This window comes from Gordonia sp. DT218 (assembly GCF_049847105.1).
GTDB lineage: Bacteria > Actinomycetota > Actinomycetes > Mycobacteriales > Mycobacteriaceae > Gordonia.
The window spans coordinates 41,232-63,471 of record NZ_JBNCNS010000003.1 but is presented as its reverse complement, the minus strand read 5'-3'; the positions used below and the strand labels follow the sequence as shown (position 1 = coordinate 63,471).

The 22,240-nt window shown below is 65.8% G+C and carries 21 protein-coding genes and 1 tRNA gene; 12 read left to right on the top strand and 10 right to left on the bottom strand.

Features of this window, described 5'->3' with window-relative positions; genetic code table 11:
- The first annotated feature begins 258 nt into the window (after window positions 1–258).
- On the top strand, window positions 259–732 hold the full coding sequence (locus ACPXCG_RS11790) for a hypothetical protein (protein WP_425792167.1): 474 nt from the start codon (window positions 259–261) through the stop codon (window positions 730–732).
- A gap of 2 nt (window positions 733–734) precedes the next feature.
- Here the strand turns inward: ACPXCG_RS11790 and ACPXCG_RS11785 are convergent, their stop codons facing one another.
- Window positions 735–1,403, bottom strand: a complete 669-nt coding sequence (locus ACPXCG_RS11785) for a VOC family protein (protein ID WP_425792166.1) — start codon at window positions 1,401–1,403, stop codon at window positions 735–737.
- Window positions 1,404–1,450: 47 nt separating this feature from the next.
- Between ACPXCG_RS11785 and ACPXCG_RS11780 the strand changes: the two genes are divergently transcribed.
- From ACPXCG_RS11780 to ACPXCG_RS11765, 4 genes are all read left to right on the top strand, one after another.
- Window positions 1,451–2,047 carry a hypothetical protein gene (locus ACPXCG_RS11780; RefSeq protein WP_425792165.1) on the top strand — a complete coding sequence of 199 codons (597 nt, stop codon included), beginning with the start codon at window positions 1,451–1,453 and terminating at the stop codon, window positions 2,045–2,047.
- Between the two features lie 18 nt (window positions 2,048–2,065).
- Window positions 2,066–2,536: a helix-turn-helix domain-containing protein gene (locus ACPXCG_RS11775; RefSeq protein WP_425792164.1), complete on the top strand. Its 471-nt coding sequence runs from the start codon at window positions 2,066–2,068 to the stop codon at window positions 2,534–2,536.
- A 59-nt stretch (window positions 2,537–2,595) separates the two neighbouring features.
- The gene (locus ACPXCG_RS11770; protein WP_425792163.1) at window positions 2,596–3,027 is read left to right on the top strand and encodes a VOC family protein; all 432 of its coding nucleotides are present in this window, start codon (window positions 2,596–2,598) and stop codon (window positions 3,025–3,027) included.
- An 84-nt stretch (window positions 3,028–3,111) separates the two neighbouring features.
- The gene (locus ACPXCG_RS11765) at window positions 3,112–3,933 is read left to right on the top strand and encodes a lipase family alpha/beta hydrolase (protein ID WP_425792803.1); all 822 of its coding nucleotides are present in this window, start codon (window positions 3,112–3,114) and stop codon (window positions 3,931–3,933) included.
- Window positions 3,934–3,955: 22 nt separating this feature from the next.
- On the opposite strand, the gene ACPXCG_RS11760 is transcribed toward ACPXCG_RS11765, so the two are convergent.
- The 4 genes from ACPXCG_RS11760 to ACPXCG_RS11745 all read right to left on the bottom strand — a co-directional run bounded on the left by ACPXCG_RS11760 (window position 3,956) and on the right by ACPXCG_RS11745 (window position 8,350).
- Window positions 3,956–4,270, bottom strand: a complete 315-nt coding sequence (locus ACPXCG_RS11760) for a hypothetical protein (protein WP_425792162.1) — start codon at window positions 4,268–4,270, stop codon at window positions 3,956–3,958.
- Between the two features lie 439 nt (window positions 4,271–4,709).
- Window positions 4,710–5,387: a hypothetical protein gene (locus ACPXCG_RS11755; protein ID WP_425792161.1), complete on the bottom strand. Its 678-nt coding sequence runs from the start codon at window positions 5,385–5,387 to the stop codon at window positions 4,710–4,712.
- A 137-nt stretch (window positions 5,388–5,524) separates the two neighbouring features.
- Window positions 5,525–7,942, bottom strand: coding sequence for a hypothetical protein (locus ACPXCG_RS11750; protein WP_425792160.1), 2,418 nt, complete (start codon window positions 7,940–7,942; stop codon window positions 5,525–5,527).
- A gap of 33 nt (window positions 7,943–7,975) precedes the next feature.
- On the bottom strand, window positions 7,976–8,350 hold the full coding sequence (locus tag ACPXCG_RS11745) for a hypothetical protein (protein ID WP_425792159.1): 375 nt from the start codon (window positions 8,348–8,350) through the stop codon (window positions 7,976–7,978).
- Window positions 8,351–8,477: 127 nt separating this feature from the next.
- On the opposite strand from ACPXCG_RS11745, the gene ACPXCG_RS11740 reads away from it, so the two are divergent.
- From ACPXCG_RS11740 to ACPXCG_RS11730, 3 genes are all read left to right on the top strand, one after another.
- Window positions 8,478–8,553 (top strand) — tRNA-Thr (locus ACPXCG_RS11740).
- A gap of 132 nt (window positions 8,554–8,685) precedes the next feature.
- Entirely contained in the window at window positions 8,686–8,898 is a 213-nt protein-coding gene (locus ACPXCG_RS11735) for a hypothetical protein (protein ID WP_425792158.1), read from the top strand.
- 101 nt (window positions 8,899–8,999) lie between these two features.
- Window positions 9,000–9,923: a LysR family transcriptional regulator gene (locus ACPXCG_RS11730; protein WP_425792157.1), complete on the top strand. Its 924-nt coding sequence runs from the start codon at window positions 9,000–9,002 to the stop codon at window positions 9,921–9,923.
- A 3-nt stretch (window positions 9,924–9,926) separates the two neighbouring features.
- Here ACPXCG_RS11730 and ACPXCG_RS11725 read toward each other — a convergent pair whose 3' ends face one another.
- Window positions 9,927–11,186, bottom strand: coding sequence for a DNA polymerase III subunit delta' (locus ACPXCG_RS11725; RefSeq protein WP_425792156.1), 1,260 nt, complete (start codon window positions 11,184–11,186; stop codon window positions 9,927–9,929).
- Window positions 11,187–11,357: 171 nt separating this feature from the next.
- On the opposite strand from ACPXCG_RS11725, the gene ACPXCG_RS11720 reads away from it, so the two are divergent.
- Window positions 11,358–12,854, top strand: coding sequence for an adenylate/guanylate cyclase domain-containing protein (locus ACPXCG_RS11720; protein WP_425792802.1), 1,497 nt, complete (start codon window positions 11,358–11,360; stop codon window positions 12,852–12,854).
- A 213-nt stretch (window positions 12,855–13,067) separates the two neighbouring features.
- Here the strand turns inward: ACPXCG_RS11720 and topA are convergent, their stop codons facing one another.
- From topA to ACPXCG_RS11705, 3 genes are all read right to left on the bottom strand, one after another.
- A complete protein-coding gene (gene topA / locus ACPXCG_RS11715) occupies window positions 13,068–16,103 on the bottom strand; it encodes a type I DNA topoisomerase (RefSeq protein WP_425792155.1) in 3,036 nt (1,011 codons plus the stop codon).
- A 174-nt stretch (window positions 16,104–16,277) separates the two neighbouring features.
- On the bottom strand, window positions 16,278–16,865 hold the full coding sequence (locus tag ACPXCG_RS11710) for a hypothetical protein (protein ID WP_425792154.1): 588 nt from the start codon (window positions 16,863–16,865) through the stop codon (window positions 16,278–16,280).
- A 179-nt stretch (window positions 16,866–17,044) separates the two neighbouring features.
- Window positions 17,045–17,248, bottom strand: coding sequence for a cold-shock protein (locus ACPXCG_RS11705; protein ID WP_004022110.1), 204 nt, complete (start codon window positions 17,246–17,248; stop codon window positions 17,045–17,047).
- 330 nt (window positions 17,249–17,578) lie between these two features.
- Here ACPXCG_RS11705 and ACPXCG_RS11700 point away from each other — a divergent pair, with 330 nt between their 5' ends.
- Together ACPXCG_RS11700 and ACPXCG_RS11695 are read left to right on the top strand one after the other, a co-directional pair.
- Window positions 17,579–19,906, top strand: a complete 2,328-nt coding sequence (locus tag ACPXCG_RS11700) for a DEAD/DEAH box helicase (protein ID WP_425792153.1) — start codon at window positions 17,579–17,581, stop codon at window positions 19,904–19,906.
- Complete coding sequence (locus tag ACPXCG_RS11695; RefSeq protein ID WP_425792152.1) at window positions 19,899–20,450, top strand: hypothetical protein; 552 nt, start codon at window positions 19,899–19,901, stop codon at window positions 20,448–20,450. The genes ACPXCG_RS11700 and ACPXCG_RS11695 overlap by 8 nt, the downstream gene beginning before the upstream one ends.
- A gap of 7 nt (window positions 20,451–20,457) precedes the next feature.
- On the opposite strand, the gene ACPXCG_RS11690 is transcribed toward ACPXCG_RS11695, so the two are convergent.
- Window positions 20,458–21,507: a TIGR03857 family LLM class F420-dependent oxidoreductase gene (locus ACPXCG_RS11690; RefSeq protein ID WP_425792151.1), complete on the bottom strand. Its 1,050-nt coding sequence runs from the start codon at window positions 21,505–21,507 to the stop codon at window positions 20,458–20,460.
- 93 nt (window positions 21,508–21,600) lie between these two features.
- Between ACPXCG_RS11690 and ACPXCG_RS11685 the strand changes: the two genes are divergently transcribed.
- Complete coding sequence (locus tag ACPXCG_RS11685; protein ID WP_425792150.1) at window positions 21,601–22,200, top strand: TetR/AcrR family transcriptional regulator; 600 nt, start codon at window positions 21,601–21,603, stop codon at window positions 22,198–22,200.
- The last annotated feature ends 40 nt before the right edge of the window (window positions 22,201–22,240 follow it).

The following is a 22,240-nucleotide window of genomic DNA, read 5'->3' as shown; positions in this document are numbered from 1 at the left end:
GGCGGTTGCATCAGCTGTGTGTCCGCACTTCGCCGGCACGGGATCTGGATCCCGCCTGGATATCACGCCCTCCATGTACGGGGCTCGAAGCATCGTGGTTCCCAACGCTCCGACTTCTGCCGTACGCCCGGGCGCCCTCTCCCGGTGACGACGGCGCTGGACCAGACAGAGATCGCGCTCGCGTGCGCCGCGCAATGCATGAGCGAGGAGGACTGGATCATCACCGCGGACTCGGTTCTCGCCACCCTCAAGATCAGCGTGGACGAGCTCACGGCTCGGTTGCCCCAAACGACACGGAAAATCGCCAAGATGCTGGCCAAATGCGATCCGATGTCGCAATCGGGTACCGAGACCGCTGTTCGCCTGCGCCTACGTGCGCGAGGATTTCATGTCGAGGTTCAACCGCCCGTCGATGATGTCGGCCACGTCGATCTGAAGGTCGGACGGCTGATCATCGAATGCGACAGCAAGCAGCATCACACCAGTTTGGCGAACTATCGCAAAGACCGACGCCGGGACCGAAAAGCCCTGTCCCACGCACTGATGACGCTACGCGTTACCTACGATGACGTCCTCTACGGGTGGGACGAGACCCTTGACGACATCTGTTCGATCACCAATGCCGACCGCCATCGTCCGCCGAGAAAAGGGCGACAAACGTCCCCCTCCGCAGAGGCCGGGGGGAATACCCCTCGGACCTCGATGTCGGGGACGATCACCACACCCGGGTGAGGTCAGTCGCGGTTCCGCCACGTGCAGAGGCAGACCTCATTGCCCTCCGGATCGGCGAGCACCCACCATTCGGGGGCGAACTCATCGGTGACTAGCGACCCGCCCGCGTCGACGGCGGCCACGATGCGGTCCTCGACGACGTCGTGCGGGACCCAGAGGTCGACGTGGATGCGGTTGCGTTGCGGCCGCGGCTCGTCCATCTGCTGGAACCAGACGCCCGGCAGAATGCCCGCCGGGTCGGCGAGATCTACCGACGTCTCCTCGGGTTCGTCCCGGTATCCCAGGACCGCCTTCCAGAAGGGCTTGATCTTGGGGATGTCGAGGGCATCGATGCCCAGTTCGAATCGGGCGGGCGGCGCCGGCAGCGACTCGAGGTCGAGGTCGGCGGCGATCGCGGAAATCGTGTTCGCGAGTGCGACGTCGGCCTCCGTGAGTGCGTTGGCACTGTGTGTCGTCAGGGCGAGATGAACTGAGCCGTAGCGTAACTCGATGTCCGGATGATGTTGCACCGCCTCGGCGGCGTCGATGATCTTCGCGACGAACTCGCCACCCTTGACCATGCCGCCGGTCTGGTACGCGGCATAGACGGTGTCGGCGAGCACCCGCCACGGGTCGGAGATCGCCTCGGTTGCGGCCGCGGCACTGACTGGGGTTCCACTGGATCCGGTCATGTCTTCGACACTACGACCGGTTCGCGATCCTGGGTACCCTCGTGGCTGTGCTCCTTCCCGCCACGACGGCGCAAGGCGTCGCAGACGGCTCCATCGACCTGGCCTTTCGTCGATGGAAGGTCCCGCGTGTCACGGTCGGTTCGACGTTCGTCAGCTCGGCCGGGGTCGTCGAGATCGTGTCGGTGACACAGATCCGGGTGGACGACATCTCCGACGACGACGCCCGCCGCGCCGGATTCGATTCGCCGGCGAAGGCCATCCGCAAGCTGCGAACGAATGATGACCCGATCTTCCGCGTCGGCCTGCGGTGGGCCGGGCCCGACCCGCGCATCGCATTGCGCGAGGACGACGCCCTTTCCGACGACGACATCGACGATCTGCTGACCCGACTGGGCCGGCTCGATGCGCGGTCGTCGCACGGACCGTGGACGCGCGCGACGCTGGACGTGATCGCCCGACGACCCGCCGTCGTCTCGACCGAACTGGCCGCCGAATTGGGCAGGGAACGAAAGGATTTCAAACTCGACGTCCGAAAGCTGAAGAAGCTGGGCCTGACCCATAGCCTCGACGTCGGATACCAGTTGTCGCCGCGAGGCCGGGCGCTGCTGAACCAGCTCGACACAAATCGGGTGCGCAAGGGCTAGTCGGCGCATAATCGACACATGCCCAGCCCGCCTCCGGCTCGCCATCTGCTGCGGGCCAAGGACCTCGTCGACGCACGGTTCGCCGAGCCGCTGACCGTCGACGAGATGGCGTCGGCGGCCGGCCTGTCGCGGGCACACTTCACGCGCGCATTCGCCGCGACATTCGGGGAATCCCCGCACGCGTACCTCCAGACCCGTCGGCTCGAGCGCGCGGCTGCCATGCTGCGCAACACCGACCGATCGGTGGCCGACATCTGCATGTCGGTCGGGTTGTCGAGCGTCGGGTCGTTCACGACGAGTTTCACGAAGGCGTTCGGCAAGCCGCCCGCTGCGTATCGGTCGTCGTTCCCGCCCGCGAAGGCGTATGTCCCGGTCCCCACGTGCGTGATGCGTATCTACGGCCGTCCGGGGCCGACGACGCGCACGGCGAAGACAGTGCCCCCGAAGACAGCACACGGGAAGAAGACTCCGGACGTCGCCGGCTCCTAACGTGAGGATCACCGAACACCCTCAGATCCACGATAACTCGACAAGGAACGGTGATCATCATGATTCGTGTTGCCAGTGCACAACTTTGGGTGCACGACCAAGACCAGGCCCTCGATTTCTGGACACGCAGGGTCGGCATGGAGATCCGTCAGGACGTCAGCTTCGACGAGATGGGCGACTTCCGGTGGCTCACCGTCGGACCGCCCGGACAGGACGACGTCTCCATCGTGCTGATGGCCATTCCCGGCCCGCCGATGATCGACGCAGGCACACAGGAGGAGATCGCCGCGCTCACCGCCAAGGGATTCGCCGGCACCGTCTTCCTCACCACCGAGGACTGCCAGGCCTCCTACGAGGAACTCGCCGCGCGGGGCGTCGAGTTCACCGAGACGCCGGAGCAGCGACCGTATGGGATCGACGCGGGTTTCCGCGATCCGTCGGGCAACAGTGTCCGGCTCACCCAACTCGCACCGGATCTGGCCACCGCCTGATCTGCCGCACCGACAGGGGCCGCCGGGGGGGGGGAGAATGGCCACATGCGCACGCTCAAGCGGCTCGGACTGTCCGGTGGCCTCATGGTCATCGCAACGGCGGTCACCACAGTATTCGGAGGAATCGCGGCGGCCGCACCGTTCCCGGTGACCAACGATGTCAATCAGGCCATCGCCACCGGTTTCAGCACACCGGCCACCACCTCCCCGGCCCGCTCCAACCGTTTCGATTGTCGTGACCGGTCGGGCCGCGACCCGGTGATCCTGCTGCACGGTACGGCACTGAATCAGGACGCCAACCTGGCGTATCTCGCGCCCACCCTCGCGAATGCCGGATACTGCGTGTTCAGCATGACGTACGGCCTGACGAGCTGGAGCGGCAACGTCGGCGGGCTGGGAGACAAGAACCGGTCCGCCCGGCAGGTCGCCGCGCTCGTCGATCGTGTCCTGGCGGCGACGCACTCCCGGCGGGTCGACTTCGTCGGGCACTCCCAGGGTGGTGCGATCGCGCAACTGGTGAGTCAGCTACCGGGACGCGCCGCCCAGATCGACACCATCGTCGGCCTCTCGGCGCCGAACCGAGGCTTCTCCCGGACCAGCAACATCACCGACCGCCTGCCCGCCGCGCCACGCCAACCCGGCCAGAACGACTGGGGACCTCGCCACCCGAACATCCGCTACCTCAACCTGGCGACCATTCACGACGAGATCGTCACGCCGTGGCAGAACTCGCTGATGTCCCCGGGACCGAACGTCACCAACACCCGGGTCCAGGACGTGTGCCCGGAATCCGAGATCGGGCATCTCGGGATGGCCTACTCGCCCACTGTTGCGGCGCTGGTCCGCAACGGACTCGATCCGGCACACCACGTGGCGGTTCCGTGCGGGGACGACTATCCGGGGTGATCCGCCGACGGGCCGCGGTGCATCAGGGCTGTCCGATGCGAGTCCACCCCGGGGACTGCTCCAGGGTTGGTTGGAAGGCAGGGTCGGGGAAACCGTTGGGATACATGCGTTGCAGCGGCTTGCTCGGATCAATGACACCCGGGTAGTTCTCCTGCGCCCATCGACCACAGTCTGTGTCCGACTTCCACGGTGCATCGAAGCCGCGCTCCACGAGGCCCCAGCCGTAGAACACGTCCCAGTTCGGCGCGCGCGACGAACCGATGTCGACCTTCGCCGGCCACTTCGAAGGCTCGTCATTACGCCGGACAACCACATACCACGAGGCCGCGGGCTGCATGTATGTGCGCTTGTCCTCGCCCGGCTTGTCGCTCGAGGTACTCGACGCGCCACCTTTGCCGACGCGGTCCTTCAGATATAGCCCCCCACGGTCGTCACAGATCGATGCGCGAAACTCGTTGCCCGAGAAGGAAACCGATCCGAATGCGTGGCAGCACTGGCATCCGCCCCGCGACCGTCCCGTGGCGCGTCACCACAACCGCCGACAAGCGCAATCATGGCGATACCGAGAATCAATATTCGGATCATTCTTCACCCAAGAGGTTCCGCTTGTAGGCGTTGTAGTCGATGGCGTCATTGTCATTTCCTGCATAACCCTGATAGGTCGAGTCGTAGTCCCCCAAATCCAGCCCACGCGAACGCAACTGTTCCGCAACATATGTTCCGAGCTGATTCGTCCCAATCGTTCCGGGGGTGATCCGGAGGGAGTTCGCCACGCGTCACGGCTGTCCGACGCGAGTCCACCCGGGCGACTGCTCGAGGGTCGGCTGGAAGGTCGGGTCGGGGAATCCGTTGGGATACATGCGTTTGGCGGGTGATCCTGGATCCGTGACGCCCGGATAATTCTGCTGTGCCCATTTGTCGCAAGCTGTCCCGGGTTGCCACGGCGCGTCGAATCCCCGGTCGACAAGTTTCCAGCCCTCGAAAGCGTTCCAATTGGGCGCCCGGGACGAGCCCTCGTCAACCTTCCGTGGCCACTTGGCAGGGTCGCCAGCCTTACGCATAACCAGGTACCAGGTCATTGCGCTCTCCATGTAGCGGTGACCACCAGGTCCGTACAGATACGACGATGGGTCAGGCACAACATTCGGCGTACGGGCCCGCGACTGTAAATACATTCCAGCGCGATCGTCGCATACGACGGCCCGCACCTCGTCGCCCCTCACGGCCACCGACCTGAGGAGCAGCCGACGTGTACCGCTCCAAGGGTGATCACGGTCCGGGTCGGTCTCGGACACACGGGTGCCACTTGCGGCAATGAGGTCAGCGAACCCCGGGAAGGCGTCCGCCGTGCGACTCCACTCCGCGATGAACAGCGACTCGAAGAAGGCCCGAACCACCGTGGAGTTTCTATCGGTCAGGTTGACCTCTGGCTCCGCCTGCCACAGGGTCGTCATCGAGCCGAGGCTCGACGGAAACCTATAGCCGGACACGGGATCGACTGCCACTGACGCCGACGATGGTCGTCGTTCGTCCTGCCCGCCACACGCAGCCAACATGACAGCGAGAATCACGAGAAACAGCGACTTACACTTCATTCCTCACCCAGCAGATCCTTCTTGTACGCGTTGTAGTCCAGTGCGTCGTTATCGTTCCCTGCGTTCGCGCGATACGTCCCGTCGTAGTCTGTCAGGTCGTACCCGCCGGCCCTGAGTTGCTCAGCCAAGTAGGTCCTCAACTGGTCATTCGCGACGGACGGACCGGCCCCATGGTCAAAATTGTTCTGATCAAGCACCGAAGCGAGCGGCTTGAGATTTCCATCCGGACCAAACAAGACCTCATTCATGATTGGGTCCGTGCCCGGACTCGGATGCGTCGCCGCCCACGTCGCCCAATGCTGTTCCAGCAGTGTGTCGTCAACAGACACATGCGTCGGGATATTGCCCGAATCCCCGGCCTCATGCTGAGGCAGACTCGCCCAGTCGATACCGATACCGGCACCCAGCGAAAGCGCACCTCCGACCACCGGAACGGCACCAAGCCCTGTGGTGACAATGTCTTTCGTATTGGACTTCAGGTTGTTCACCACGTCGTCATCGATGTCGTTTCCGGGATGGGCATCATGCCAGTCGTCCAACTGGTCGGCCATCACACCGTCCCGCAACAGACTCTGCAACCACCCGTTACGCGCCGCGAGATCGCCCGCGAACCCGCGCCCTTCGGACAGCGCGAGCGGAACGTGCTCGGCGTTGTGCGCCTGCTGAATTCCGATGTCCCGGATGAGATCGGCCTGGGCATCGTCGCCCGATGAGATGACCCCGAAAAGCCGCCGCACTTGATCCTGCATGTCCCGGTCGTTGGCAATTTCCGGGCTGTCGCCCCCGAGGTGCAGGAGATGTCTGGTTGCCTCGTCGCTGAAACCGTAGTTGGCGGGGTTGCCACCACCAAGGACGTTCAAGTAGGGGCGGGTGGCCTCTTCAAGAGACTTGGCCAATTCTGGATTCACATCGCCCAACGACCCGGAATGGGCGCCGGACATATCCATCAGGGACGTGAAATTCTTCGAGTCGGTGGTGAAGTCGTACATCCCTCGGAACGCGTCCGCCGACAGCCCGGCACGGTAGCTGTTTCCTTGATCGCCCGCGTAATCATCGATCCAATCGGTCAGGTGGCCGACTGTGGAGCCACGATCTTCCCAATGGAACCCGTAGAGGACCTGAAGAGTCCGGCTCGAGTCGTACCCCGCCGGTAGCCCTGCATCGGCACCGCCATGACCGGTCAAGATTGCGGTCGATGATTCGTGGTTCAACGCACCTGCATTCAGCAGACTCCGCATGGTGTCGTCATATCGGTCCTTGAAGGCCGCCGCCGGGTCGTCACTCACGTTCGGATGAGCCGGATCCTGAAGGCCGTTGGCCTCACCCCACATGCTGTGCTGCACGAGTAGATCCGACATCGTGACCTGATATTGCGGGTTCGACCTGGCGAGATCTGCAAGGTCAGCCGACTTGAGTTCGAGCTGAGTGCCCAGCTTGGTGCCGGGTTGTGTCGTCGCTCCATTGAACAGCTGACCGAGCGCGAACGAACGCGCAAAGTAGTTGGCGAACTGGTCGCTACCCCGATCTCCGGGAACGCGCTCGCCGACGATGTCCTTCATCCATCCGGGCAGCTCGTCGTATCCGCCCGAAGTACCTCCGCCCGAGACTTTCTCGTTTCCGAGCGTATTGAGTCCGTCGGCGAACGCGGTGCCCGCCGCCGGGTCGCCGGCGTCCAGCCCATACCTCAGCGCCAACGCGTCCTTTGGGCTCAATCCGCCGAACATGTTGCGCAAGTACGACACGACACCAGGCGGCACGTCGGCCATCTTGCCGTCCATGAGCGCCTTGATCTGTTCGGGCGTGAGTTGAGCGTCCTTGAGATGTTGGCCGATCGTCCGCAGTTCCTCGGGCGTGTAGCCGCCTTTCGCCATGCCCGCGTCCCGTGCACCCATGGTCCCGTTGAGTGCCAAAGACGCGGGGGTCAGGGTTGTCAGCTGTCCGAGTTCGGATTGCAGCGAACTCGCCGCCGCCTGCACCGCGTGAAAGACCTCGTTTGCCTGCGCGACCAACCTCGTTCGCCACGACTCCATCGCAGCGGCGTCGCCGTCCTTCTCTTCTTCGCCTTCCTTACGCTTCAACGTCCAATTGGTGTCCCCGGTGGATCCGAGTTGGTACCCGGCATCGAGCGCACCGTTCTGCAAAGCGTCGAGAGCGGTCTTCTGGTTGGCGATGTTCGCGCAACCCTGCTCGATGGCCGTCGCCACATCTTCGAAGTTGTCTGACAGATTGGTCAGCCACTTCTTTTCGGCCTCGGCGCGATCGTCCGCTGACGCGCGGCTGTGACCGACCCAGCCGGTGGTGCGGTCGATGTCGGACACCACCGCGTTGCGAATCGGTCCTGACTTGGTCTCCAATGAACCGGCGACCGACCGGAGGGAGGCAGCGACGGGCAGCATCTGGTGGGGAAACCACATGTCGACGTCGGATCGAGCGGGTGTGGTCACGGATCAATTCCCCGGCGGTGTGGACGGAGCTGGCACATTGCCGGGATTCCACGGCTCGACGCTCGGTAGTTCACCCGCGTCCGAGAACCTGGTCGAATTGAAGTCGTCGGTCGACTCGGTGACGGACTTGGCGGCCCGCACCAACGCGCCGAACGCCTCGACCTGACCCCCGCAATTGCTGAGCGACGTCGTCACCGTCTGGTCAGCCCCGGCAGCGACGGGTTTGATCGGCGACGCGCAGTTCGGCGTGTCCGGGATGGCCTCGCCGAGCACCGACATCTTGGTTCCGAGCTCTAGCTCGCGAATCTCGCCCGCCAAGCCATCGAGCTTCGCCGCCGCGGCCGACAGTTGACCCGGCTCGACACTGAAGATTGCCATCGATCCCCCAACGCAGTCTGACCTGGGCACCTTACCAAGAACGTATTGCTGCGCAGTCGGTCGTTCGACTGGTTTTGTCCTTGTCCTCGGGGCTCGCTACACTCGTGTGCGCTGCCTTGCGCAGCACGCCGCCCTAGCTCAGTCGGTAGAGCAATTCACTCGTAATGAATAGGTCAGGAGTTCGATTCTCCTGGGCGGCTCCATCAAGGTGACGCGCGCGGGCCAGGGAGCCCCTGCCCCGAAGACTTCGGTCATTCTCGAAAGACTCCAGACGTCCTTATAGTGGTGTCGGGACCACCGGTCGAGCGGCCGGGCGAGGTGGCAAGGAGAACACGATGTCGGACTTCATCAACAAGATCAAAGAGGAAGCGAAGGCCGCCTCCGCTGCGTTCGATCAGGAACTCACCGTCCTCGAGGGCGTCGACGGCTATGACGCGCTCCGTGAGGAGGACGACGCGTCCGCAGACTCCACCGACGGTGACGGCGACACCGATGCCGCGACCCCGTCCGACGACACCGAAGGCGGCGGATCGGCGACGGACAAGTGACCGCAGTCCGTCGCTGTCCCAGATGACACGACAGCGGCCGGCCGGGGTTGTCCTCGGCGCGACGATGCGCTCAGGTGCCATCTGGGACAGAAGGTCAACGCATGGTGCAACGTCGGCTCCCTGACATCCCCGCGCTCGACGTCGTGGTGACCGTCGCCCGGCTCGGCAGCATGGGCGCCGCCGCACGGGACCTCGGCATCAGCCAGCAGGCGGTGAGCGCCCGTGTGCGGGGGGTCGAACGCGAGCTGGGTGTCGAGATCTTCATCCGCTCAACCGGCGGAGTCGACGTCACCGCGAACGGCATGGCGGTGCTGGAATGGGCGAACGCACTCGTCGAGCGGGCGACCCAATTCATGGCCGGCGTCGACGCGCTTGTCGGCGCCCGGCACGCGACGCTGGTGGTCGCTGCGTCGAAGACGGTCTCCGAATACCTGATACCACTTTGGATCAGCACCCTCGCACATCGCAGCGACGTCAAGATCTCGGTGCGCCCGATGAACTCGGCCGAGGTCATCGAGACCGTCCACGCCGGCAAGGCCGACCTCGGATTCATCGAGAGCCCCGGTCCGACAGGCGATCTCGACAGCGCGGTGGTCTCCCGCGACGAACTCGTCGTCGTCGCGGCGCCCGGCCATCCATGGGCCGACGGTCGGAGTGTCGGCCTCGACGAACTCGCGGCCACACCACTGATCCAACGCGAACCCGGGTCCGGCACCCGCGTCACCTTCGAAGCCACACTGCGTGATTCGGGCGTCACGCCGGCCGATCCGCTCATCGAACTCCGCTCGGTCACCGCGATCCGGTCGTCGGTGCTGACGTCTCCGGGCGCCGCAGTCCTGTCGCGTCTCTCCGTCGACGACGACATCGCCGCGGGCCGCCTGGTCCGCGTCGACGTGGCAGGCCTTCGCATGGTGCGTCCCCTGCGCGCGGTGTGGACTCCCCACATCTCGCTGCGCGGCCCGGCCCGCGACCTGCTCGACATCGCGATGCAGGTCGGCGCGGCAGGCCCATCGGTCAGCGCTTGAGGTTCACCTACCCGAGTTCATCGCCAGACCGATCTTGGCCACCATCGCGTCGACCGCGAACTTCGGTTTCACGTTCACGTCGAGGGCGGTCCGACAGTCCAGGACGGCCTCGACACACCGCAGGAGACGCTCGGGCGACGCGTAGTGCGCCATCCCGCCGACCAGATCCGCCTTGTCCGGGTGCATCGCGGTCACCGAGGCACCGACCGACACCACCAACGCATCGCGGAAGAGAGCGGCGAGATCGACCAGCGCGCGGTCGAGCATGTCGCGGGAGACCCGGGTGGCCCGCGACTTCTGCCGTCGCTCCAACTCTTTCAATGCACCAGCGCTCCCACGGGGCGGTCGGGCGGTGCCCTTGCCGGTGCCGCCCGCGCCCAGCGCCGTCCGCATCTCCTCGGTCTCGGGTTCGTCGAGTTCGGCACTGATGGCCTTGGCGGCCTCCTCCGCGGACTTCACCAACGACTCCGCAGCGGCGTACGCCGTCGAATCCCGAGTGGCGGCCCGCGCGAGCCCGAGGGCCTTCTCACGCTGGGCCCGAGCATCGTCGTCGGTGGCCAGCCGCCGAGCCCGGCCGACGTGACCTCCGCACACGCCCGCCGCCCAGGCCGCCCGCTGCGGTTCGATGCCGTCGCGGTCGATCAGGACCCGCTCGATGTCGGCCGGCCCCGGCGTGGTGAGGGCGACGTGCCGACACCGCGACCGCAGGGTGACCGAGATGTCCTCCGGGTCGACCGACGGCGCGCACAGCAGGAAGACCGTCCGGGACGCCGGCTCCTCGACCGCTTTCAGGAGGGCATTCGCCGCCTGCTCGGTGAGCCGATCGGCGTCCTCGACGATGACGATCTGCCAGCGGCCGGTCCCCGGGCGCCGCGCCGCGGCCTGCACCACGTCACGCGCTTCGTGCACCGACAGACTCAGCCCCTGGGGGACGACGTGCCGGATGTCGGCATGGGTCTGCGCCATCGCGGTGACACAGGCGCGGCACTCGCCGCAACCGACCTCGTCCTCGGCGTGGCATTGCAGCGCTGCGGCGAAACACGTCGCGGCCACCGAACGACCGCTGCCGGGCGGGCCGGTGAACAGCCATGCGTGGGTCATCGCCGCCCGGGACCGACTCGCGAATCGGTCGTCGTCCGGTTCGGCGGCGGCGGAATCGCCCTTGTCGAGTCGTGCGGCCACACCACGGGCGGCGTGGGCCGCTGCCTGCAGTTCCTCGGCCACGGCGACCTGGCCGATCAAACGGCTGAAGACATTCGTCACACCGCCACCCTAATGTGCTGCTCAGACACCTCCCACCGGGCTGCATGTGTTTAACAATTGCAAGCAGACAGCTACCGTTGTGACGTGATTGAACGGCGGTCTCGGTGGTCAAAGGGCCTGCATCTGGCCCGTTGGCTCGTGCACACACCGTGGCCGATCCTTGCCCTCGACATGCTGAGGGCAAATGTGGTCGGCGCCCTGTTCACCTTCGCGTTCCTCCGTTTCGGGATGCCGATGGAGGATTCGATCCGGCTCGACGAGATCACCGCGCTCAATCAGGTGATCTTCGCCGTCTACCTCGTCGGCGCGATGCTGGTCGGCGCGTTCCTGAGCATCCAACTGTCGCTGCCGGTACTGGTGTGGCATCGGCGGCGCACGCGCCTGGACAACGAGAACGCGCGACGGCGCGCGCTCAAACTCCCCTACCTGCTGTCGGTGGTCAACGCCGGTCTGTGGCTGGTCGGTGGGGTGCTGTTCACCCTGGTCAATTTCGCGGTCTCCCACCGGGACGCCTTCATCGTGGGCATGGCCAGCGCCATCGGCGCGATGATCACCTGCGTCCTCTCGTACATGCAGGCCGAGAAGGTGTTGCGACCCATCACGGTGGCCGCGATGGCGAACGAGCCCGACGGGGTGGTCGCGCCGAGCGTGACCACCCGCATCGCGGTGTTCTGGGTGATCAGCGTCGTCGCTCCGCTTGCGGTCATCATCGGACTGATCACCCTGCAACGGCTCGGCTGGATCGCGACCGATCCGGCCGGGCTGCAGCGACCGATCCTGTGGATGTCGGGTGCGGCGCTCGCATTCAGCGTCATCGCGATCGTCCGTGTGGTCGCCGCGATCAACGATCCGATCAAACAGTTGCGGCGCGCCCAGAGCCAGGTGTCGGCGGGCAACCTGAACGTCGCGGTCCGGATCTATGACGGCAGCGATCTCGGTCTGCTGCAGGCCGGCTTCAACGACATGGTCGCCGACCTGCGTGAGCGACAACAACTACGCAACCTGTTCGGCCGGTACGTGGGTGAGGACGTGGCGCGGCGGGCGATCGAGACCGGCACCGAACTCGGTGGCCAGGAACGCTACGTGGGTGTGCTGTTCGTCGACATCGTGGGGTCGACGCGGCTGGCGGTGAACCGGCCGCCACGCGAGGTGGTCGAGTTGCTCAACGAGTTCTTCCGCGTGGTGGTCGCCGTCGTCGGCCGCCACGGCGGCTTCGTCAACAAGTTCCAGGGTGACGCGGCGCTGGCCATCTTCGGTGCGCCGCTCGACCTCGAGGACTTCGCCGGACGTGCCCTCGCCTCGGCTCGTGAGCTACGCACCGAGCTGTACCGCACCCTGGGTGACACCGACATCGGGATCGGGGTGTCGGCGGGCAAGGCGATCGCCGGCCACATCGGCTCCGAGCAACGTCTCGAGTACACAGTGATCGGCGACCCGGTCAACGAGGCCGCGCGACTCACCGAACTCGCCAAGGACGAACCGAGCCGAGTACTCGGCAGCGCACGCGCCGTGTTCCTCGCGTCGCAGGAGGAGTCGGAGAACTGGGAGATCGGCGAGGGCGTCGAACTCCGCGGTCGCGGTATCGAGACGCTGCTCGCACGTCCGCTTCTCGAGCCGATGGGGACTGAGCAGACCGCCGACCAGGACCGACCACCGGTTGCCGAGTAGGCGGGGCCGCCCTCTTCGCCGGTCGAGTAGGCGCGAGCCGCTACCCCCGCCGGTCGAGTAGGTGCGAGCCGATAGGCGAGCACCGTATCGAGACCTCCTGCGGCACAAGTGGTCTCGATACCTCCCTCGCCTAGCGGCTCGGTCGTACTCGACCGGCGGGGAGGAGCGGCTCGGTCGTACTCGACCGGCGGGAGGGAGAGACCCGCGGGGGACCTACTCGGTCGCCTTCTTGGCCGGGGCCTTCTTCGCGGTTGTCTTCTTGGCCGGGGCCTTCTTCGCGGTTGTCTTCTTCGCAGCGGTCTTCTTCGCAGCCGTCTTCTTGGCCGGGGCCTTCTTCGCGGCGCGCTTCTTCACGGGTCCACGCGCCCGACGGTCGGCCAGCAGTTCCATCGCCCGCTCCGGGGTGATCGAGTCGACCTCGTCACCCTTGCGCAGGCTGGCGTTGGTCTCACCGTCGGTGACATACGGACCGAAACGGCCGTCCTTGATCACCATCGGCTTCTCACTGACCGAGTCGTTGCCCAGTTCACGCAACGGCGGAGCGGCGGCCTGGCGACCCCGGCGCTTGGGCTCGGAGTAGATCTTCAGCGCCTCGTCGAGGGTGATCTCGAAGAGCTGTTCCTCATTGGTCAGCGACCGCGAGTCGGTGCCCTTCTTGAGATACGGCCCGTAGCGGCCGTTCTGTGCGGTGATCTCGTCGCCGGACTCCGGATCGACTCCGACCACCCGCGGCAGTGAGAGCAGCTTGAGCGCATCCTCGAGGGTGACCGTGGAGATGTCCATCGTTTTGAACAGCGATCCCGTCCGCGGTTTCGGACCGGCCTTCTTGGCGGCCTTTTTCGCGGGGGCCTTTTTCGCAGGGGCCTTTTTCGCAGGGGCCTTCTTAGCGGTCTTGGTGCCGGTTCCGCCACCGCCGGTCGGCGCGTCGTCGAGGTGAACGACCTCGCCGCCGGTGTCGCCGTCGCGCGGCGTCGGCCCCGCGGGGACCGTGGCAGGCGCGCTGCCGGTGTCATCGTCGTCGTCCGACGGCAGGATCTCGGTCACGTACGGACCGAATCGGCCTTCCTTCGCGACGATCTCGTGGCCGGACTGCGGATCGACACCGAGGGTTCGCCCCTCCTGCGGCGTCGCGAACAACTTCTCCGCGACGGCGAGCGTCAACTCGTCCGGTGTGATGTCGGCAGGCAGGTTGGCGCGCTTGAGATCCGGTTCCGCACCCGCCTGGGCAACGTTGCGCTCGAGGTACGGCCCGTAACGACCGACACGGACGTAGACGGGCCGACCCTCTTCGTCGTCGAACAGGCGGATCGAGTTGACCTCGCGGGCGTCGATCTCCTCGAGGTTGACGCCGACCAGCTTTTTGAGCCCGCCGTGTTTGGCGATGTCGGATCCGGACGCTTCCGATCCCTCGGGCGCCTCGGCCCCGGCATCGTCGCCGAAGTAGAACTCGGTCAGCCAGCGGGTGCGGTTGGCGTTGCCGCTGGCGATCTGGTCGAGGTCGTCCTCGAGCGAGGCGGTGAAGTCGTAGTCGACGAGATTCTCGAAGTACGCCTCGAGCAGCCCGACGACCGCGAACGCGACCCACGACGGCACCAGGGCGTTGCCCTTCTTCACCACGTAGCCACGGTCCTGGATGGTGCCGATGATCGATGCGTACGTCGACGGCCTGCCGATCCCCAGTTCCTCGAGCACCTTGACCAGCGACGCCTCGGTGAAGCGCGCGGGCGGATTGGTGGAATGCCCGTCAGCGGTCAGCGAGGTCGCCGTCAGTGCCTGACCCTCGGTGAGGTTCGGGAGACGGTTCTCCTCGTCGTCGGCCTGCCCGCCGGTCTGCTCGTCGACGGTCTCGACGTAGGCCGACAGGAAGCCCGGGAACGTGATCGTGCGGCCGGACGCGGCGAATGTGCATCGCTCCCCCGTCGACGCCGTGCCACTGATCCGCAGACTCATCGTGGTGCCCTTGGCGTCGGCCATCTGCGATGCGACGGTCCGCTGCCAGATCAGCTCGTACAGCCGGAACTCATCGGTCTCGAGCTGACCCGCGACCTGGCCAGGGGTCCGGAAGGTCTCACCCGCGGGCCGGATCGCCTCGTGGGCTTCCTGCGCGTTCTTGACCTTGCGCGTGTACTGACGCGGCGTCGGATGCACGAACGACTCGCCGTACAGCTCGCGCGCCTGGCCGCGGGCCGCGTTGATCGCCGACTCGCTCAGCGTCGTCGAGTCGGTACGCATGTAGGTGATGAAACCGTTCTCGTACAGGCGCTGCGCGATCCGCATCGTGCGATCGGAGGAGAACCGCAGCTTGCGTCCGGCCTCCTGCTGCAATGTCGACGTCATGAACGGCGCATAGGGGCGGCGGGTGTACGGCTTCTCCTCGACCGAGGTCACCGACATGTCGGCACCGTCGAGGGCGTCGGCGAGGCCGGTTGCGCGCGCGCCGTCGAGCACGATGACGCCGTCGGATTTCTTCAGGACGCCGCGCGCGTCGAAATCACGGCCGGTCGCGACCCGGGCGTCGTCGACCGACACCAGCCGGGACCCGAAGGTCCTGGGCGTCGAACTGCTCTCGGCGCCGACATCCATGGTGGCGGCGATGTCCCAGTAGTCGGCGGAGACGAACGCCATCCGCTCGCGTTCCCGGTCGACGATGATCCGGGTGGCCACGGACTGCACACGGCCCGCCGACAGCTTCGGCATGACCTTCTTCCACAGCACCGGTGACACCTCGTAGCCGTAGAGACGGTCGAGGATGCGGCGGGTTTCCTGGGCGTCGACGAGGTCGTTGTCGAGGTCGCGCGGATTCTCGGCGGCCGCGCGGATCGCCGGCTCGGTGATCTCGTGGAAGACCATCCGCTTGACCGGGATCTTCGGCTTCAGCGTCTCCAGCAGATGCCAGGCGATGGCCTCGCCCTCACGGTCACCGTCTGTCGCGAGGTAGAGCTCGTCGACATCTTTCATCAGTGACTTCAGCTCGGTGACCGTGGACTTCTTGTCGGCGGAGACCACATAGAGCGGTTCGAAGTTGTCGTCGACGTTCACCCCGAGGCGCGCCCACGGCTGACCCTTGTACTTGGCCGGAACATCGGCGGCACCGCGAGGGAGGTCGCGGATGTGACCACGAGAGGACTCGACGACGTAGTTCGCCCCCAGGTAACCCGCGATCTTGCGGGCCTTGGTCGGCGACTCGACGATGACCAATCGTCGAATCGTGCTCCCGTTCGCGGGAGATGCGGTGCTGGTATCGGCCACCGGGCGTCCTTACTTCGCTATCGCTGCTCGTTGAGGTTTGTACCTTATATATAGCGTCATCTGCACATCTGGATTCCCTTCTCAAAGTCCCAGTGTGACAAATTGCGCCACGGTCAGCCCATAACCCCAGGTCACGGGATTTCCGTGAATTTCGGGTCTGTCGGGGGTGTTCGGTCAGATTCCGGTGACGATGGGCCAGTGTTCGGCCGCGCCGGGGAGTGCCGGCGCCTCACCGACGTACTCGAGCAGATGGGTGAGGCGGCGCTTCCCCGCGATCCGCAGGGCGGGCGACTGACCGCGGGTCCCGACCAGGGTCGGCGCAACACCGACCCGCATGAGTGCGGTCGCCAGCATCGCGTGTGTGTCGAGCGCGTGGGCATCGAGACCGAGGAGGTACCGCTCCCCCTCACGTTCACCGCCGGCGATCGTCCAGAGGCGCAGCGCGCGGGGCGACGGCACCCACCCGGCGGGCATCGCCTTGACCGCTCCGGCCGACCATCGCCGGTGCAACCCGTCGAGCTGATGGCTGTGCCCGGTCCGAGCGATCGGATTGCCCTCGTCGGAGGTGACGATCTCGACCGCCAGACCGGTGGCCGCGATCTCCTCGACGATCGCCGTGGCGCGCCACCTGTCGGCCACGACCACAGACACCCGCGTACCGGCATCGGAGCGGACCGCTTGGCCGTTGGTGGCCAGCAGACCCGCCAGATCGTCGTACGCGGGCTGATCGATCTGCGCCGAAAAGAACGACAACTGGCCCACATCACAGAGGTTACTGCGTGACGCAACAGACGGGTGGCGCAGACGCAACAGACGGGTGGCGCAACAGACGGGCGTTCCACTCACTTCGACAGCACGACGAAAAGCCGCTCCCGGTCACCGTGACGGTGACCGGGAGCGGCTTCGCTCAAGCGTGCTTCGCAGCTTGCAGGAGGTGACTCCTAGACGGCGCGAACACCGGTGGCCTGCGGGCCCTTGGTGCCCTGACCGACCTCGAACTCGACCCGCTGGTTCTCTTCGAGAGTGCGGAAACCGGATCCCTGGATCTCGGAGTAGTGGACGAACACGTCGTCGGACCCCTCATCAGGTGCGATGAAGCCGAAGCCCTTTTCCGCGTTGAACCACTTCACAGTTCCCTGTGCCATTACTGCAATCCTTTACATACATTCCAACAGACGCGACACGATGGGTCTCGTGTCGTGGTCGGTTCCGACCGCCATACCTCGATGGACCCCTGCGGAGAACCCGCGAAAACCAGCCTCAGTACCACGGCCACAACACGATCTCGCTGCGCAACCGGCTGTCCGGCGCCTCACGAAAGCTGCGACCGCCACTAGTCAATCATGTTCGGCCCGCCTGCGATAGTCACCCCAACCAAACTGCGTAAAAACCTGGTCATTTTCGCTCGCGCGGACATCTCGCAGTAACATCAGGGTCCACGTTGGCGAACGCCGTCGACGATTGAGTCACCAACAATGCAGAATCTCACATTCGGGTCCGAACTCCTCCGCCAGAGCATGGCAGGCACCGACGCGATGGCGTCGTGCCTCACCCACATGTCGGTAATAGACTCGCGGACAGCTTCTTTCGCCAGGTGGCCGGAGTGGGTCCCGCCAGAATTGGTGACCGCCTTCATCGATTCCGGAATCGATGAACCGTGGACACATCAGGTGTCGGCCGCCGATCTCGCTTATCGCGGAAATCATGTCGCGCTCTGTACGGGAACCGCTTCCGGTAAATCGATGGCGTACCAGTTACCCATATTGACCACGCTGTCGAAGGATCCGAATTCGACAGCGCTGTATCTTTCACCAACCAAAGCGCTGGGTGCCGATCAGATCCGTTCGGTGAGTTCGTTACTCACCGGACATCGGGAGTTCACCCATCTGCAGCCGTGCGCCTACGACGGCGATACCGATGTGGAGATCAGGCAGTGGGCACGCGCGCACTCACGGTGGATCTTCACCAATCCGGACATGCTGCACATCGGCATTCTCTCCGGGCACGCTCGATGGCGGCACTTCTTCCGCCATCTCCGCTACATCGTGATCGACGAATGTCACCACTACCGGGGCGTCTTCGGCTCCAACACGGCGCTGGTCTTGCGGCGTCTGCTCCGGATCGCCCGATCTGCGGGCGGGAATCCGGTGGTGATCGGCACCAGCGCGACCATGGCCGAACCGGCAGAAGCGTTGACCCGCTTGATCGGCGAACCGGCGATCGCCGTCACCGAGGACGGCTCACCTCGCGGCGAACGTACGGTCGCGCTGTGGGAGCCCGACTTCCTGCCCGCCGTGACCGGCGAGAACGGCGCGCCCGTACGTCGTTCGGCAGGCTCCGAATCCGCCCGGCTGCTGGCCGATTTCGTCGTCGAGGGAGCGCGAACCCTCTGCTTCCAGCGCAGTCGCCGCGGCGTGGAGCTCACCGCACGCCAAGCACGTCACCTGTTGTCGCAGACCGCACCGGAATTGGTCGAGCGGGTCGCGGCGTATCGCGCCGGATACCTCGCCGATGACCGCCGCCGCCTGGAGCAGGCGATCTCCGACGGCGACCTCATCGGGGTGGCGACCACCAACGCGCTCGAACTCGGTGTCGACATCAGTGGTCTCGACGCGGTCATCGTGGGCGGTTATCCCGGTACCGTCGCCTCCTTCTGGCAGCAGGCGGGTCGCGCCGGGCGGCAACGCACCTCGGGGGATTCGCTGGTGGTGCTCGTCGCCCGCGACGATCCGCTGGACACCTACCTCGTGCACCACCCGGAGGCGCTGCTCGGGCGCCCGGTCGAGGCGACGGTGACCGATCCGACCAATCCGTACATCGTGACCCCACACCTGTTGTGCGCTGCCGCCGAGCTGCCGCTGCAGGACAGCGAGATCGAGGCATGGGGAGCCGTCGACGCGGCGGCGGGGCTGGCGGCCGACGGGATGCTGAAGCGCCGCAAGGCGGGCTGGTATGTGGCGGCCGGCGTCGAGCCACACGCCGACATCGACATCCGCGGAGGCATCGGCGGCCAGGTCCTGATCGTCGACACCACCACCTCCCAGCTACTCGGCACCGTCGACTCGGGCCGCGCCATGTCGACCGTCCACCCCGGCGCGTTGCACATCCACCAGGGTGAGTCCTACGTCGTCGACGAGCTCGACCTGACCGACGGTCTGGCCCTGGCACATCCGGAGGAACCCGATTGGACCACCTCCGCCCGCGAGACCACCGATGTGACGATCACCGACGTGGTGGCACGCCGCACCTGCGGTCCGCTGACCGTCGCACTGGTGTCTGTGGACGTGACCCATCAGGTGGTCGGGTACCTCCGCACGCTGTTGTCGGGCGAGGTGCTCGATTCGGTGGAACTCGACATGCCGCCGCAGACGCTGAGTACCCGCGCGGTGATGTACACGCTCACACCGGAAGCGCTGGAGGAGGCCGGCATACCCGTCGGCCTGTTCCCCGGAGCACTGCACGCCGCCGAGCATGCCGCGATCGGGCTGCTCCCACTCGTCGCCTCCTGCGACCGCTGGGACATCGGCGGGCTCTCGACCAATCAGCACCCCGACACCGGTCTGCCCACCGTCTTCGTCTACGACGGCTACATGGGTGGGGCGGGCTTCGCCGACCGGGGATTCGCGGCGTTCGAGACCTGGATCGCCGCGACACGTGACGCCGTGTCGAGTTGCCGGTGCGAGAGCGGATGCCCGTCGTGCGTGCAGTCGCCGAAGTGCGGAAACGGCAACGACCCGCTCGACAAGGACGGTGCGATCACAGTGCTGACGCTGCTGAGTCGGCAATACTCGAGTGATGACTGACGACAGTGCCGAGGGTCGCCGCGAGCCCGCGCACGCCATCGCCTCGTCACGGGCGGCGTACTTCTTGCTCGCCCGGCCGACCGAGCAGGCCGACGAACTACCCGCCACCATCGGCGAGCGCGATGTGTTCTTCAGCGAAGACGAGGCCCTCGACGCGCTCGATCTCCACTACGCCTGGTGCGCCGCTCAGCACGGCGGACATCACTCCTCGGTCGTGGCGGGCGCACATTGGTATCTCCAGAGTGCGATGGTCGGGGCGCAGGTCACCGCGGGCCTGGGTGAGGTCTTCCTGGCGACCGGCACCGCCGAACCCGGCCGACCGCAGGCGGTCGCGGGTGGTTTCCTCACCGAAGGCGAGCTGATCCACTGGACCTCGTTCGTCCGGGCTGCGATGCGGTACATGGCCGTCCCGTCGACCTTGATGTCCTTTGAGCTCGTCTATCGCGGTGACGAATCCGTGGATTTCGGTCAGATCGGATTCGCACCCGCGCATTCGCGGCGCGTGTATCCGAAGCGGATCGTGGTGCGCGAGGACGACACCTGATGGTCGGTCACCTGTCTCCCGCGCGGTAGGCCGTCACCACCGGCTCGAGCTCGGCGGGGGTCGCGCCGTGCATGATCAGCGCATCGGCGCCGTACTCGAACTCCTGACGGATGCGGGCGGCGCACTGCTCCGGCGACCCCGTCGCCGACGGCTCCAGCCACTCGTCGGGAAGGAGCGTGGCGATGTGCTCGATCTGATCGGCGCTCGCCTTGTGATCGATCCCACCGGGAATCGACTGGACCACCGAATCGTCCCGAAAATGCTGCAGCACGGCCGGATCCCAATCGTTGGTCTTCACCAGCAAGTCGCCGTAACCCTGTAGATACGTGGCCAGCCGCGCCACTGTCTTCTTCATCCGCAGCTCCTCGGACAGATGATCTCCGACGGTCGCGAAGCACGACCAGACGCGCACACTGTCCGGATCACGGCCCGCCTGCTCGGCGGCCTCCTTCACTGTTCGTACGCAGCGCTGCAACGTTTCCGGAGTGAAATAGGTGTGCAGGATGACGTCGTCGAACTCACGGCCGCCGAGGGCCAGGGTCTGCGGACCGAAGGCCACCACGGCCAGCCGGATGTCCTCGTCGAAGTCCGGGTCCAGGAACAGCAGGTCGTACTTCCCGATGGGGCCGTCGTGACCGAAGATCAACTCGCCGTGCCATAGTCGCCGCATCACCTGGGCGAAATCCTCCATCTGCGCCGTGGTCACCGCGGGGACCCCGAATGCCTTGTACATCGCGGCGATCCCACGACCGAGCCCGAGAGTGAACCGTCCACCGGAGAGCCGGTGCATCGTCGTCGCCCACGACGCGGTGATCAGCGGGTGACGGGTGTTGTGATTGGTTGCCGCCGTGGCGATCTGCATGCGATCGCTCACCGCGCACGCGGCGCCGACCAGCGACGACGCCTCCTTGACGTTCCAGCGTTCGGAGATGAATGCGGTCCCCAGCCCCAGCGCCTCACCCGCACGGGTCTCGTCCATCAGGGTGGCCGGCCCCTCCCCGCCGGCGCCGGCCAGCAGGTAGTAGCCCAGTTCGTCCAGCGCACGTGGATCGCTCACGCCCCACACCCCTCCGATGAAGTTCTCGACACTGAACACACAAGTTAGTTGTCGAGCGTCTAATATGCAATGGTGCCGTCACCCACCCGAGGAATGAGTCAACCCCAGCGCGTGGCGGTCTCCAACCGTCGGCTGGTCGAGGCCGCGGCCGAACTCATCGTCGAAAAAGGCTGGGAGGCAACCACGGCCGCCGAGATCAGCAGGCGTGCCGGGTACAGTCGGGCGATGGTGCACGCCCGGTTCGGGAACAAGGAGGCGATCCTCGACGCCTTCTTCGAGCACGACTACATCCGCCGTCTCACCCCGGACCTCGACCCCGGGGATCCCGGCCTCGAACAGGCCATCTCGCATGTCACGCACGTCCAGCAGCTACATGCCGAGGACCCCGACTTCCTGCGTGCGATGTTCGTCGCGACCTTCGAGGCCGTCAAGGCGACCTCGGCACTGCGAGACCGAGTACGGCACAACATCGATCAGGGCCGCGCCAAGGTAATCGCCGGACTGGAAAAGGGACTGCGCGACGGTTCGGTCCGCGCCGATATCGACCTCGATCGCGCCACCAATGACATCGGCTCGGCGGTGTTCGGTCTCAGCTACCAGTGGATCGTGTCGCCGGATCTCTACGATCTCCCGAGCGAACTGACCTATCTCGCCGGGCGTTTCCGGGCGGCCTACGGCACCGGGACGCCATAGCAATCCGGGGGCAATCGGGGATCCGGTCATTGGCGCAACC

Bases quoted from the DNA above. Each gene is read 5' to 3' on its own strand.
- ACPXCG_RS11785 (WP_425792166.1), bottom strand. From the start codon at position 1,403: ATGACCGGATCCAGTGGAACCCCAGTCAGTGCCGCGGCCGCAACCGAG.
- ACPXCG_RS11775 (WP_425792164.1), top strand. From the start codon at position 2,066: ATGCCCAGCCCGCCTCCGGCTCGCCATCTGCTGCGGGCCAAGGACCTC.
- ACPXCG_RS11770 (WP_425792163.1), top strand. From the start codon at position 2,596: ATGATTCGTGTTGCCAGTGCACAACTTTGGGTGCACGACCAAGACCAG.
- ACPXCG_RS11765 (WP_425792803.1), top strand. From the start codon at position 3,112: ATGGTCATCGCAACGGCGGTCACCACAGTATTCGGAGGAATCGCGGCG.
- ACPXCG_RS11760 (WP_425792162.1), bottom strand. From the start codon at position 4,270: ATGCAGCCCGCGGCCTCGTGGTATGTGGTTGTCCGGCGTAATGACGAG.
- ACPXCG_RS11755 (WP_425792161.1), bottom strand. From the start codon at position 5,387: ATGACGACCCTGTGGCAGGCGGAGCCAGAGGTCAACCTGACCGATAGA.
- ACPXCG_RS11750 (WP_425792160.1), bottom strand. From the start codon at position 7,942: ATGTGGTTTCCCCACCAGATGCTGCCCGTCGCTGCCTCCCTCCGGTCG.
- ACPXCG_RS11745 (WP_425792159.1), bottom strand. From the start codon at position 8,350: ATGGCAATCTTCAGTGTCGAGCCGGGTCAACTGTCGGCCGCGGCGGCG.
- ACPXCG_RS11735 (WP_425792158.1), top strand. From the start codon at position 8,686: ATGTCGGACTTCATCAACAAGATCAAAGAGGAAGCGAAGGCCGCCTCC.
- ACPXCG_RS11730 (WP_425792157.1), top strand. From the start codon at position 9,000: ATGGTGCAACGTCGGCTCCCTGACATCCCCGCGCTCGACGTCGTGGTG.
- ACPXCG_RS11720 (WP_425792802.1), top strand. From the start codon at position 11,358: ATGCTGAGGGCAAATGTGGTCGGCGCCCTGTTCACCTTCGCGTTCCTC.
- ACPXCG_RS11705 (WP_004022110.1), bottom strand. From the start codon at position 17,248: ATGGCACAGGGAACTGTGAAGTGGTTCAACGCGGAAAAGGGCTTCGGC.
- ACPXCG_RS11700 (WP_425792153.1), top strand. From the start codon at position 17,579: ATGCAGAATCTCACATTCGGGTCCGAACTCCTCCGCCAGAGCATGGCA.
- ACPXCG_RS11695 (WP_425792152.1), top strand. From the start codon at position 19,899: ATGACTGACGACAGTGCCGAGGGTCGCCGCGAGCCCGCGCACGCCATC.
- ACPXCG_RS11685 (WP_425792150.1), top strand. From the start codon at position 21,601: ATGAGTCAACCCCAGCGCGTGGCGGTCTCCAACCGTCGGCTGGTCGAG.